We start from the raw sequence: 14,167 nt of genomic DNA, 5'->3' as shown, positions 1-14,167 counted from the left end.
CTACAGTTTTAGTATCTTTATACAAAATTTTAGAATTTAATTTTTGGTTGAAACCAATTCTTTTGTTTCTCTTGCTATCATAAGTTCTTCGTTTGTTGGAACTACCAACACGGTTACCTTAGAATCGGGAGTACTTATGACCCTTTCTAAGCCTTTAAAATTGTTTTTCTCTTTATCTATCTTTACACCAAGGTAAGTTAAATACTTTTCACATATTTCTTCCCTTGTTACCGGAGAATTCTCTCCTACACCGGCGGTAAACACTATAACATCTACACCGTTCATCGCTGCAGCGTAAGCTCCAATATATTTGGCTATCCTGTACTCATAAATGTCAAGTGCAAGACGACAAACTTTATCTCCTTCTAATGCTTTATCTTCAATATCCCTCATATCACTTGAGAAACCTTTCGTTATTCCATAGACTCCACTTTTATTATTCAATATTCCTATAACTTCTTTTGCTGTTAATCCCTCTTCTTGAGCCAGAAATGAAACAATGGCAGGATCTATATCCCCACTTCTTGTTCCCATAACTAAACCCTCTAAAGGAGTGAATCCCATTGAAGTGTCGAAAGATTCACCATTTTTTACAGCGGCAATGGATGCCCCATTTCCAATGTGTGAGGTTATGATTTTAAGTGTTTTTATATCTTTTCCCAATATTTCGGCTGCCCTTCTTGAAACATATTTATGACTCGTACCATGGAACCCATAACGTCGAATCTTGTATTTTTCGTAGTACTCATAAGGAATTGCATACAAGAAAGAAGTATTTGGCATAGTTTGGTGGAAAGAAGTATCAAATACCCCAACTTGTGGCACATTGGGTAAAAGGTCCATCGCTGCTTTTATTCCCATGACGTTTGCAGGATTGTGCAACGGCGCCAAAAAAGACATCATTTCAATTGCATCCAAAGACTCTTTGTCAATAATAACAGAAGAAGAAAATCTTTCACCCCCGTGCACCACTCTATGTCCAACTGCATCTATTTCCTTTAGAGATGAAATAACCTTGTAATCTTCAGAAGTCAAGAGATCTAAAACTTCTTTTAAACCTTCTTCATGATTTTTTATAACCTTCTCTATAACATATTTTTCTTCGTTTTTTCTGTGGATAATTCTGGACCCTTCTATACCTATTCTTTCGACCAATCCTTTGGCTAAAACTTTTTCTGTATCCATTTCAAGAAGTTGATATTTAATCGAAGAACTACCTGAGTTGATTACTAAAACTTTCATGTTTTTCCTCCTCACGCAAACGATTTTTTAACCGTTAAATTATACAACAATATAGAAGAAATTTCAAATAAAAAGTATTCAAGAATAATAAGTAGCAATAATCTCTTTTGAAAGCAGTGACTTATAATCCCAGATGTAAAAAAAGTCTCTTTCGGGACATTGGGCAACAGCTGAGTTATGAGTGCCTAGTTGAAGATTATAATCACAACATATTGACAAATTTTGATTTTATTCATATAATAATATCATATCAAATATTTTTGATATGTTATTATCATATGTGAGGTTTTCCTAGAATGCAAATATTAAAAGAGATTTGGGATTTTACTCAATATCAGCTTCTTGGCATGAAATGGCTTGATACCTTGATTGGAAAGATCCTTTCAAGTCTAGGAGTGGATACATCTACCCGCATAGGTGGTAGCATCGAGTTTTTCGTCTATGATGTCATTAAGATAATCATACTGCTGTGTTTACTGATTTTCTTTATCAGTTACATTCAGAGCTTTTTTCCACCAGAACGCAGCAAGAAAATATTAGGCCGATTTCAAGGTCTCGGTGCTAACTCTGTCGCGGCTTTACTAGGCACGGTAACGCCTTTTTGTTCTTGTTCATCCATTCCTTTGTTTATTGGTTTTACATCTGCAGGCCTTCCAGTTGGAGTAACTTTCTCGTTCCTTATCTCTTCCCCTATGGTCGACCTAGGGTCGCTGTTTCTACTTATGAGTATTTTTGGAGCAAAAGTTGCAGTCGTGTATGTAATACTCGGATTGATTATCGCAGTAATAGGTGGTACGGTTATAGAAAAATTACGAATGGGGAAGTACGTTGAAAGCTTTATTATGATAGCTGGAAATGTAGATATAGAAGCACCCGACCTGACAAGAAAGGATAGACTGGTCTACTCTAGGGACCAAATGCTGTCCACCTTTAAAAAGGTGTTTCCATATATCTTGATTGGTGTGGGCATTGGCGCCATTATTCACAACTGGATTCCCGGAGAATGGATTAACTCCGTTCTCGGTAGTAAAAATCCGTTTGGAGTTGTTTTAGCCACACTTGTCGGCATACCAATGTATGCCGATATCTTTGGTGTAATCCCAATTGCAGAAGCTCTATTATCTAAAGGAGCTGACCTAGGCACCGTTCTTTCGTTTATGATGGCGGTCACAACTCTGTCTATACCATCTATGGTTATGTTACGCAAAGCTGTCAAACCGGAGCTATTGGCACTATTTATCGCAATCTGTACCATGGGTATTATTTTTGTAGGTTACTTTTTTAACGCTATTCAAGGCTTCATCATATAGTAGTAAGAAAATATCAGTAAAAGACTTAGTGTCCAGCTATTGTTTGTACGATCTGTATGGAGTATGGCATTTACATCAGAAGTTGTTGTACCGCACAAGGCTCAATTGTGTCTATAATCTAGTTATACGTCGGAATAGATTCCAAATAGTTGCCATCAATTGAACAACAAAAACTGAATAAAAAGGGGTGTAATAAAAATGTCACTATTTGAAAAGAAAAAAGAAGAAACAACATCCTATTACGGAGAAAACCGTGATACAGGAAGCATTGCGAAGGGAGTACATGCTAAAGCTGGGGGTGCTAGTGTTAAAATACTTGGAAGCGGATGTCCAAAATGCAATCAACTTGAAGCGGCAACAAAAGAGGCTCTGCAGCAGCTTGGTATGGATACAGCGATTGACCATGTAACAGATTTTTCAGAAATTGCAGCTTATGGTGTCATGACAACCCCTGCTCTTGTTGTAGATGGGAAAGTGGTTTCTTATGGTAAAGTTTTAAAAACAGAAGAGGTAGTGGAGCTTCTTCAAAAAGTTAGGTCATGAAAAAGATGAATGAAATTAGCAACCCGTGTCACAGATTTCGTTAGCATGGTTGTTACACAAAAAATCTTTCGTAGCACACATATTATTTAGCGGTTTTTGAATATTGAATAAATTTTTAAGATTTAAAAGACAGATCCAGGCTTTGGTTCGGTTTTCCACCTCAAGATATAAAAGATCTGTTGTGAGCAGACCTTTCTATGTGCACCCATATGCCTGGTACATATAAAAAAACATCCGCGTGAAGCGGATGTTTTGATAAAATAGTTCATCATTATAATGCAGTATATCCTCCATCAATAACCAATTCTGAACCTGTCATGAACGAGGATTCATCGGAAGCTAAGAACAATGCTCCGTTGGCAACTTCTTCTGGTTCAGCAGGCCTACCTAGTACGGTAGTTCCAAGAAGTTCTTTAGCTGATTTTTCATCTTTTAACAGTTCGTCAGTCATTGGAGTCCTTATTACACCAGGATGTATAGAATTTACCCTGATGTTGTATTTAGCAAGTTCAGCAGCAACTGTTTTTGTTAACAATCTTGAGGCACCCTTTGAAGCATGGTACGCTACAGCAGCTCCACTACCTATGAGCCCATAAATGGAAGAAATGTTAATTATAGAGCCTTTACCCGCTTTCTTCATTGCTGGTAACATGTATTTTATACCCAAAAATTGGCTCTTTGCGTTAATGTTCATTACGCGATCCCATTCTTCTTCTGGTGCGTCCTCTACTCCTTTCATACTTAAAATACCTGCGTTGTTTACTAAAACATCAACCTTACCCCATTTCTCTGTTACCTGATCGACAACTTTTTTCCATTCGTCAGCTTTTGTAACATCAAGTTTTACAGCCATTGCTTCATATCCATCTTTGTTGATTTTATCTGCTGCCTCTTTTGCTTCCTTCTCTAAAATATCTGCAACAACGACCTTTGCTCCCTCTTTTGCGAAGAGTTCAGCTTCAGCTCTTCCCATTCCTCTTGCGGCTCCTGTAATAATAGCAACTTTTCCTTCTAATCTTCCTGCCATAATATGAATCCCTCCTTTTGATGTGAATATTTTCACAATTTACGATAAATAAAAACGACTAAATTAATCGTATCTAAATTATACCATATTTTTTTAAAAGAAAAAGCATTTATGTTAAAATAATAAAAAGAAATCTTTTTATGGAGGTGTATTATGTCAAAAAAAATAACCTACGGAATGGTTGGTGGATCCATAGATTCTATGATAGGCGAAGCACATAGAAACGCAATATTATCAGATGGAAGGGCAAGCATAGTTAGTGGATGTTTTTCACGAGATTATAAAAAAACATTAAAAACAGGCAAAAAGTGGGACATAAAGAAAGATAGATTGTACGAAAACTACTTAGAAATGGCCGAAGAGGAGAGTAAAAAGAAAAATAAAATTGATTTTGTCGTTGTTGCTACTCCGAATGCTTCCCATTATGAAATAGCTAAAACTTTCTTAGAAAAAGGTATAAATGTTGTCTGCGATAAACCGCTAACAACAACAGTGAAAGAAGCTGAAGTACTAAAACAGTTAGCAGATGATAATGATCTTTTGTTGTGTGTGACGTATTCGTACGTGGGATATCCGGTTATTTCGATAGCAAGAAACAAAATAGAAAAAGGTGAGTTGGGCGAAATAAGATTCATTAATGTACAATATATTCAAGGATGGCTTGCAAAAAAGATCGAAGATGAAAACAAGCAAGCCCAATGGAGGTTGGATCCAAACCAAAGTGGTTTGGCTAATACTACAGCCGACATAGGTAGTCATGTGGAGAACATGGTTTCATATCTTACTGGAAAAGAGATCGATAATTTGTGTGCACGCCTTGATACTTTTGGTGAATCAAGAAAATTGGAAGATAATTCCACCGTGATGGTAAATTTCAAAGATAAAAGTAAAGGATTACTTTTCATGTCTCAAATTGCTGTGGGAGAGAACAACAATTTTAGCGTCTCTGTGTATGGTTCGGAAGGTACGTTGAAATGGAATTTTAATCAAGCAAACAAATTAACAATTTTGTATGAAGACCACAAAGAAGAGATAGTTCAAAATGTGGATGAAATTCCTGGAACGAGCATAGGTTTCAAAAATACTTATTCCATGTTTATCACCGATTTAATAAATAAAAAGAACGGAGAAATTATAACCAACGATAATGCCCATTTTCAAAGTGTAAACGCGGGATTAAGAGGGATGAGGTTTATTGAAAAATGTGTAGAAAGTTCGAAAAATGGAAGCGTTTGGGTAAAGTTTTAAAACCAAACTCAAATAAGAGGAGGGGTAAAATATGTTCAAAAGATTGACTTATGGAATGGTAGGTGGAAGTAAAGACTCTCAAATAGGTATAGTTCACAGAAAGGCTGTAAATCTACACGGGAAGGCAGAATTAGTCTGTGGAAGTTTTTCAAGAAATTTCAAAAACACTTTGGCAACAGGCAAAGAGTTAAAAATAGATGAGAAAAGATTGTATAAAAATTATGAAGAAATGGCTGAGGAGGAAGCTAAAAGGCCCGATAAAATAGATTTTGTATCCATTGTCACACCCAACAGTTCACATTATGAAGTGGCAAAAAAATTTTTAGAATCTGGAATAAATGTGATGTGTGAAAAGCCGTTAACCATAACTCTAAAAGAAGCTGAAGAGCTAAAACAGTTAGCAAGAAAAAACAACCTACTTTTTGCGGTTGCTTACACCTTTACAGGTTATTCAATGTTAAGATACGCAAGAGAGTTAATTAAAAGAGGGGAAATAGGTGAGGTTAGGTTTATCAATGGTCGATACCTAAGTGAGTGGATGGCAAAGGTGCCGTTTGCCGGTAAAAATTCTCGCCACGAGTGGAGATCGGATCCAAAAGTTTCGGGTGTGTCTAATTGCGTTGCTGATATAGGGGTACACGTGGAAAGCGTAGTTTCTTTCCTAACAGGTTTGAAGATAAAGTCCTTAAATGCCAGAATGGACAAGTTTGTTGAGCCAGATAGGCTAGACGATAATGCATCTATACTAATAAATTATGATAATGGGGCAGAAGGCATATACTGGACATCTCAAATTGCTATGGGCCACGAAAATACTTTGGATATTGGTATATATGGAACAAAAGGATCTATAGAATGGTCACAAGAACACGCAAATTACTTGAAGATTTCAAAAGTTAACCATCCTTTTATAACTTTATCGAGGGGAAGCGAAAGCGTTGATGATTTTATTAAAACTGATTATGTGACTCCTGGTGGGCATCAGGAAGGTTACGTTGAAGCCTTTGCAAGGGTATACGATAAGTTTATTAGCGCAATTACAAAAAAGAAAAAAGGAGAACTTTTAGAACAAAGAGACTTAGATTTCCCCACTGTAGAAGACGGAGTAGAGGGAATGCGATTTATAGAAAAATGTGTAGAAAGTACAAAAAGAGGTGCTAGTTGGGTAGAATTTTAAGATTATTTTGTTTCGAATTTTTGAAAAAAGTAATAACTGGTTTATATTTTATTAAATTACTAATCTATAAAAAATGGTATAATCAATCAGGTATATTATTAGTGAATTTTTTAACTTTTATTCCTCATAAAACCTAATTATACGAGGAGGAAAATGAATGGAAGAACTTCTTGAAAGCAAATTAAAAGACATTGAAACTTATCTTAATTCACTCGATTTGACGGACAAAACCGAAGAAGAAAGAAGGAGCTTGCTTATTGAAGTTTTGCATAAAGTTCAAGAAAATCTAGGATATATCCCAAATGAAGTGCAAAAATTAGTGGCAAAAAAACTGAAAATTCCTTCTTCTCAAGTTTATGGTGTTGTGACTTTCTACAATTTTTTCTCCACAAAACCTAAAGGTAAGTATCCTATAAGTGTATGCTTAGGAACAGCTTGTTACGTGGGAGGAGCGAACGAAATCTTAGACGAATTCAAAAAGATTTTAAATGTTGAAGAAGAAGAAGTAACCGAGGACGGATTATTTTCTATTCATCCGGTTAGGTGTTTAGGTGCTTGTGGTTTGGCACCTGTCGTAAAAATAGGGGAAAAAGTATATGGGAGACTTAAAATAAACGATGTAAGAAGAATAATTAGAGATTATAGAGCCAAAGAGAAAAATAGTTGATAGGAGGTTTTTCTATGCCTAAATTAAATAGTTTAGAGCAATTAGAATCGCTGATAAATGAACTCAAAGAAAAAGAAAATAAGAATAAAATTGTATTAAAAGTTGCTTTAGGTACCTGTGGAATCTCAGCTGGAGCTGATGAGACGTACGATGAGCTTCTAAAAGAGATAGAGGAAGAAAAAATAGAAAATATTGAAGTTATTAAAACAGGATGTTTAGGATATTGCTATGCCGAGCCAACAGTAGAAGTTAACGAACCAGGTAAAGAGCCAGTATTGTATGGCAACGTTACGAAATCGAAAGTAAAAGATCTTGTAAAAACACATTTTGTAGAAGGAAAAATCGCAGAAGCATTGTTGATAGAAGAAACCCACAAAAAAGCAATTTGAGGGAGGTAAAACGATGCCGGAACAAGTAAGAATCGTTTTAAGAAACGCTGGAAATATCGACCCCGAAAACATAGAAGATTATTTAAAAAATAACGGTTATTTAGCCCTAGCAAAAGCGCTTAACTCAAAAAGAGAAGAGGTAATTCAAACGGTTTTAGATTCAAATTTGAGAGGCAGAGGCGGTGGTGGGTTTCCAACCGGTTTGAAATGGAAATTCGCTATGCAAGCTAAAGGAGACGAAAAATACGTAATATGTAATGCTGATGAAGGCGATCCAGGGGCATTTATGGATAGATCAGTGCTAGAGGGTGATCCTCATTCTGTGTTAGAAGGTATGGCTATCGCTGGATACGCAATTGGTGCCCAAAAAGGGATTATTTACATAAGAGCAGAATATCCATTGGCTGTTGCTAGGTTAAAAGTTGCTATTTCACAAGCTAAAGATTATGGATTGCTGGGAGAAAATATTTTAGGCAGTAATTTTTCTTTTGATATAGAGATCAGACTGGGAGCCGGGGCTTTTGTCTGTGGTGAAGAGACCGCTTTGATCCATTCGATAGAAGGTCTTCGTGGTGAACCAACCAACAAACCGCCTTTTCCTGCCAATAGTGGTTTATGGAAAAAACCAACCGTGATAAACAACGTTGAAACACTTGCAAATATAGCACCTATAATACTCAATGGAGCCGACTGGTTCAAACAATTCGGAACAGAAAATTCTCCAGGTACGAAAGTATTTGCGCTTGCAGGAGACGTTAAAAAGGTTGGTCTCGTTGAAGTTCCAATGGGAACCACATTGAGAGAGATAATCTTCGATATAGGTGGAGGGATCAAGGGGGATAAAAAGTTCAAAGCTGTTCAAACTGGAGGCCTTCGGGAGGATGTATTCCCGCTGAATACTTAGATACCCCCATAGATTACGATAGTCTTCAAGCACTAGGCTCGATGATGGGTTCTGGTGGAATGATTGTCATGGATGAAGATACTTGTATGGTGGATGTTGCGAAATTCTATCTTCAATTTACCGTCGATGAATCCTGCGGTAAGTGCACTACATGCCGTGTGGGAAACGTTAGACTTTTAGAGATACTGGAAAAAATAACTTCTGGGAATGCCCAATTGGAAGATCTCGATCATATGTTAACTTTGGCTAATGTCGTAAAGAACGGTTCTTTATGTGGTTTAGGACAAACTGCCCCAAATCCGATACTCTCTACTTATAGGTATTTTGAGGATGAATATAAAGAACATATATTGGACAGAAACTGTCGAGCTGGCGTATGTAAGAATTTAATAAGGTACGAAATAATTCCAGAAAATTGTACAGGTTGTACCGCCTGTGCAAGGGTATGTCCTACTGAAGCGATACAAGGTGAATTGAGAAAACCTCATACAATAGATCAAGAAAAGTGTATAAAATGTGGGTCTTGTTACACAACATGCAGGTTTAACGCTATAAAAATAGTATAAATAAAATATAAAACTCCTTCATTTTAATGAGTACGGAGCGGGTTGAAGGGGCGCTAAATTAGGTTTTCAAGAGGGAAAAAATTTTTGGTTAGGAGGGAAAAATTCTAAATGCCAAAAGTATATATAAATGACGGTGAATTTTTAGCTTCTGAAAAAGATACCGTTTTAACGGCTGTTCAAAAATTTGGCGGTTACATACCAACACTTTGTTATATGAACTTAAAGGATATAAATATAGAAAATAAGCCTTCTTCATGTAGAGTATGTATGGTTGAAATAGAAGGTAGAAGAACTTTAGCCCCGGCTTGTACAACGCCGGTATTTGAAGGAATGAGAATAAAGACACATTCCAGGATGGCGGTAGAAGCTCGAAGAACCGCTGTTCAGTTATTGTTATCAGATCATCCACAAGATTGTCTAAAATGTCCGAAAAATGGTGAGTGTGAACTACAAAAAATCGCCTCTGAACTAAACATTGTGAACAATCCTTATTTTGGCAAAACATCTAATTACGATCTTGATATATCTGCTGCAATAATTAGGGATCCGAACAAATGTATTATGTGTAGAAGATGCGAAACCATGTGTAACGAATTTCAAACCGTTGGGGTTCTTTCGGCTATAGACAGAGGTTTTGGTGCTGTCGTTAAGCCTTCTTTTGATATGCCTTTAGAAGAAACTGCCTGTACCTTCTGCGGTCAATGCGTGGCAGTCTGTCCTACGGGGGCTCTAGTTGAAAGATCTTACATAGACGAAGTATGGAAAGAGTTGGAAAATGAAGAGAAGCACGTTGTAGTTCAAACCGCTCCTGCGGTGAGGGTCGCTTTAGCGGAAGAATTTGGTTACGAGCCTGGAACTATCTCTACCGGGAAGTTGGTTGGAGCTTTAAAACTAATGGGTTTTGATAAGGTTTTCGATACCAATTTTGGAGCAGATTTAACCATAATGGAGGAAGCTACAGAGTTCAAAGAAAGGTTAGAAAATGGTGGTTTTTTACCTATGTTGACTTCTTGTTGTCCAGGATGGGTTAAATTCATCGAACATCAATTCCCTGACTTGCTTGAGATGCCTTCTTCTGCGAAGTCTCCTCAACAGATGTTTGGAGCGATTGCAAAGAGTTATTATGCACAAAAAAATGATATTGATCCCAAAAAGATAACCGTTGTATCCATAATGCCCTGTCTAGCCAAAAAGTACGAAGCAGCTAGAGAAGAAATAAATGCATCACCTGAATACAGGGATGTTGATTATGTATTGACCACCAGAGAACTGGCGAAAATGATCAAAGAAGCAGGAATTAATTTCAAAGCTGTCCCAGAAAGGGAGTACGATAGTTCTTTAGGAGAATCTACCGGTGCTGCAGCCATCTTTGGAAGAACGGGAGGAGTTGCAGAGGCAGCTTTAAGAACCGCTTATGAATGGATAACCGGGAATGAACTTAAAGAAGTAGAATTTGAGCAACTTCATGGATATGAGTCTATAAGAGTTGCAGAAGTTGAAATTAATGGGAAAAAATTAAGAGTTGGAGTTGCTTATGGCTTAGGTAACGCACGAAAACTCTTGGAAGACGTTCAATCGGGAAAAATAGACTTACATTTAATCGAAATTATGGCTTGTCCAGGAGGTTGTGTTGGAGGCGGTGGTCAACCGTACCATCATGGTGATTTCAACGTGATTAAAAAGAGAATCGAGGCATTAAATGTCGTTGACAAATCAAAGATAATTCGAAAGTCCCATGAAAATCCATCAATTGTTAGACTATACAACGAGTATTTGGAAAAGCCAGGAAGTGAAAAATCACATCAATTGTTGCATACGCATTATGTGCAAAGAGAATGGCTTTAAAAAACTAAAGGCGGAGAAAATCCGCCTTTAGCTTGAATTAAAACCACACTTTAAAGGTTTTTATTTCGTAAGGGGTTATGTTAAATACGATTTTATTATCTTTAAATGCAATTTCTTTTTCCTCTTCTTCAATTAAATTACATTCAATGGCTTTTCTTATACTTCTAAAAAGTTCAATTTCCACTTTCTCTTTTCTGCTGCCTTTATCTTCGAAAAGTCTAATTAGTATAGAGTCATCATCTTCCGCTTTTTTTATGGTTTCAATTACCACATCAAAATCGTTGACCTTGATAAAAGAGAAATTGTCAGGGAGGTTTCCTTCTTCGTTTTTTCTTATCTTTTTAACTATTACAGAATAATTCAATTTGTAGGCTTCTTGTATTACTTGTGAATCTCTCCATGTTCCAGCGTGTGGTAGAAGAGAATAAATGAATGTGTGATCCGTTCTATCAGCCGTTTCATCGGGTTCGATTGGGGATCTTAGAAGAGTGAGTCTCATAACGTTTTCTTTTATATCGTACCCATGTTTACAATCATTTAGTATGGAAACTCCATAGTTTGCTTCTGAAAGATCTGCCCATTTTTGTGCTGGGACTTCAAATTTTGCTATATCCCAACTTGTGTTGTTGGTTGTACTTCTTTCTATGTTTCCAAATTGTATGTTGTAGGTGGCTTTCGTGCTTCTTATATTAACAGGAAAAGCTGTTTTTAATAAAACTTGTTTCTCTTTCCAGTCAACATGTGTATCAAAATCGATTCTTCTTATGTGGTTGTACACAATGACTCTTTGTTCGATAGTTGAGTCATAAAACCTCCATGAGAATTTTAAAACACCTTTTAAAGGAGTCTCTTCCTCTACTTTTACTTCGATTAAATCAGTAACCTCTTTCATCTTTTCGTTGAAATAAGGAGAAATATCCCATGCGTCAAAAAAGTAAGGTTTATCTTCGAAGGTTTGTAGCACGTTTCCCAATTTCCCCTCTTCCAGTACTTCCCTTTTATTTTCTTTATCGTATAATCTTTTAAGCTGCCCTTTTTCATTGAATTCGATTATATAGTATCTGTTTTCAATGTAATCTTCTTTTACGATCATTTTTTCATCAATTTGCTTCTGCTCCAAATTGGATATTTTAATACTTTTATAGCCAAAAGGGGGGATTCCTCTAACCAAAGTTTTTTTACCGTTTTCTAACTCTAAAATCTCGTCTCTTTCAAAAGGGGTGGTATTGAATAATACCAAACTGTCTTCTTCACTTTTTATTTCCTTTGAAATCATAGAAATAGCTCTTTCGATCTCTTTGTTAGCTATCCCCTTTATCTTTTCAAAATCTCTTCTTGCATCTTCATAAACCTCTCTTATTGAGGAACCTGGTAAAATATCGTGGAATTGATTTAATAATAAAAGTTCCCATCCTTCATTTAGAGAATTTTTAGGATATTCGAAATCTTCTAATAATTTCAAAGACATAGAATTTAATAACTCTGCGTTATGGTACAATACTTCTGATTTTCTGTTTTCCCTTTTCACAAAAGCTTGTGAAGTATACGTACCTCGATGTAATTCGAAGTACAGCTCATCATCCCAAACTGGGACATTTTTATCTCTTATTCTTTCTTCCAATTTCGCAAAATAGTCTTCTACTCTTCCCATCTCCACTTGTGGTAAACCTGGGATTTCTTTTATTGCTTGATAATTTTCTAACATTTCATATGTTGGGCCTCCGCCCCCATCTCCCCAACCGAAGACAAGAAGTAATTCGTCGTTTATATCTTTTTGTTTGTAGTTATCCCATATCCCTTTTATCGTGAAAGGTCCCACCATGCCGTTGTAGGTATAAAAATAATTGTTCTTATCTGGAGTCGTAATAAAATGGGAAAGGATTTTTGTCCCATCGATGCCTTTCCACCAAAAAGTATCGTAAGGGAATTTGTTGATCTCATTCCAGCTTATTTTGGTTGTAGCGAAGTACTTCATTCCACTTTTCTTTATTATCTGAGGAAGGGCGTATGTGTAACCAAATGCATCTGGCAACCATACAACATTAGAATCAACCCCTAACTCTTCTTTTAAGAACCTTTTTCCAAATAGTATCTGTCTTATCAAAAACTCACCTGGAGAAATATTGGAATCAGATTCTATCCACATACCACCAGTTGCTTCCCATCTGCCTTCTATTATTTTTTCCTTTACTTTTTCATACAACTCAGGGTAATCGTTTTTTAAGAACTTATACAATGCCGGAGAAGAGTGCATAAATATATATTCTGGATACTCTTTCATTAGGTTGAGAACCGTCGAAAAGGTTCTTTGTGCTTTTTCTCTTGTGTGTAAAACAGTCCAAAGCCATGCCATATCTATATGAGAATGGCCTGTCAAAATAACTTTTGGAGAATCCATTTTAAAATTTCTTAATTTTTTCAATTCTTCTTGCAAAAAATTATAACTGTCTTTTATTGATTCATAATATTCTTTGGATCGAGGTTTTGTAAAATTTATTCTTTTGTAAGACTCGTTTAAAATATTGAGCAATTTTACTCTCACAATATCATTTTCGTTGAGTTGATCGATTGTGTCAAGAATATTCTTTGCTAGGAAATAATACTTTTGTGAATATTTTTCTATTTTGTAAAGTTCCAAACCTGAAAACGTATAATTTAATTCCCCTCTCAAGCCAGTCCATGACCTTAAGTATATCCTCAATACATTTTCTTGTACAATCTTTGGCGATATTATAGCCTCTTTATGGTATTTGTCTATTCCTTGAACGAATTGACCATTTACAAAGAGTAAAGACTCTGGATAGTCAGGAATAACGTCTAAATCACCAACTTTTTCCAAAGAAACCCTCAAAAAAAGCCTTTCTTCACCAATATTCTCAGGCAGCTCGATATTTTTTCTAAACCAAAATACCTTATCGTACCCTCCCCACTTTTCCTCTTTTTCTATCTTTTTCCAGTTTATTGAATTGTTGAATTCAGGCTTGAATCTTCTTTCTTTGTCTTCAAAGTATTCCATTTGCGGGATTTGGAGAATACTAAGTGTTTGTGATTTTTTAACTTCTCTTAATCCGTTCTCTAACTTTTTCTTGGTTATGTCTTCTAACATGTTTTATTTCGACCTCCTAGATAGCAATCCAATTAATGATAACACAACTTAATAGATAAGATAGTAAAAAACAAGAAAAGAACTTTGGAAATATTTAGTTTTAATAAAACTTTATATTTCCTTATATTTCACAAATAAAAATA

At 36.0% G+C, this 14,167-nt stretch carries 9 protein-coding genes and 1 pseudogene; 7 read left to right on the top strand and 3 right to left on the bottom strand.

Annotated elements, in window-relative coordinates; genetic code table 11:
* Positions 1-36 precede the first annotated feature (36 nt).
* Entirely contained in the window at positions 37-1,242 is a 1,206-nt protein-coding gene (gene ackA, locus NAAC61_RS06600; protein ID WP_103065110.1) for an acetate kinase, read from the bottom strand.
* A 296-nt stretch (positions 1,243-1,538) separates the two neighbouring features.
* On the opposite strand from ackA, the gene NAAC61_RS06595 reads away from it, so the two are divergent.
* Together NAAC61_RS06595 and NAAC61_RS06590 are read left to right on the top strand one after the other, a co-directional pair.
* Complete coding sequence (locus NAAC61_RS06595; RefSeq protein WP_121514840.1) at positions 1,539-2,552, top strand: permease; 1,014 nt, start codon at positions 1,539-1,541, stop codon at positions 2,550-2,552.
* Between the two features lie 198 nt (positions 2,553-2,750).
* A complete protein-coding gene (locus NAAC61_RS06590) occupies positions 2,751-3,095 on the top strand; it encodes a thioredoxin family protein (RefSeq protein ID WP_202695552.1) in 345 nt (114 codons plus the stop codon).
* A 271-nt stretch (positions 3,096-3,366) separates the two neighbouring features.
* On the opposite strand, the gene NAAC61_RS06585 is transcribed toward NAAC61_RS06590, so the two are convergent.
* Positions 3,367-4,122, bottom strand: a complete 756-nt coding sequence (locus NAAC61_RS06585) for an SDR family NAD(P)-dependent oxidoreductase (RefSeq protein WP_202695551.1) — start codon at positions 4,120-4,122, stop codon at positions 3,367-3,369.
* 153 nt (positions 4,123-4,275) lie between these two features.
* Here NAAC61_RS06585 and NAAC61_RS06580 point away from each other — a divergent pair, with 153 nt between their 5' ends.
* The 5 genes and pseudogenes from NAAC61_RS06580 to NAAC61_RS06555 all read left to right on the top strand — a co-directional run bounded on the left by NAAC61_RS06580 (position 4,276) and on the right by NAAC61_RS06555 (position 10,918).
* Positions 4,276-5,370 (top strand): Gfo/Idh/MocA family protein, encoded by a 1,095-nt coding sequence (locus NAAC61_RS06580; RefSeq protein ID WP_202695550.1) that lies wholly within the window; start codon positions 4,276-4,278, stop codon positions 5,368-5,370.
* 31 nt (positions 5,371-5,401) lie between these two features.
* Positions 5,402-6,547 carry a Gfo/Idh/MocA family protein gene (locus NAAC61_RS06575; RefSeq protein WP_202695549.1) on the top strand — a complete coding sequence of 382 codons (1,146 nt, stop codon included), beginning with the start codon at positions 5,402-5,404 and terminating at the stop codon, positions 6,545-6,547.
* 157 nt (positions 6,548-6,704) lie between these two features.
* Positions 6,705-7,214 carry an NADH-quinone oxidoreductase subunit NuoE family protein gene (locus NAAC61_RS06570; protein ID WP_012208553.1) on the top strand — a complete coding sequence of 170 codons (510 nt, stop codon included), beginning with the start codon at positions 6,705-6,707 and terminating at the stop codon, positions 7,212-7,214.
* Between the two features lie 53 nt (positions 7,215-7,267).
* Positions 7,268-9,073: pseudogene (locus tag NAAC61_RS11350) on the top strand (NADH-ubiquinone oxidoreductase-F iron-sulfur binding region domain-containing protein).
* Between the two features lie 108 nt (positions 9,074-9,181).
* Positions 9,182-10,918, top strand: coding sequence for an NADH-dependent [FeFe] hydrogenase, group A6 (locus tag NAAC61_RS06555; protein WP_202695548.1), 1,737 nt, complete (start codon positions 9,182-9,184; stop codon positions 10,916-10,918).
* A gap of 37 nt (positions 10,919-10,955) precedes the next feature.
* Here the strand turns inward: NAAC61_RS06555 and NAAC61_RS06550 are convergent, their stop codons facing one another.
* Positions 10,956-14,024: an alpha-mannosidase gene (locus tag NAAC61_RS06550; RefSeq protein ID WP_202695547.1), complete on the bottom strand. Its 3,069-nt coding sequence runs from the start codon at positions 14,022-14,024 to the stop codon at positions 10,956-10,958.
* Between the last annotated feature and the right edge of the window lie 143 nt (positions 14,025-14,167).

The sequence above is a fragment of the Petrotoga sp. 8T1HF07.NaAc.6.1 genome (assembly GCF_016772115.1).
Lineage (GTDB): Bacteria > Thermotogota > Thermotogae > Petrotogales > Petrotogaceae > Petrotoga > Petrotoga mobilis.
This window is presented reverse-complemented; position numbering and strand designations above follow the sequence as displayed.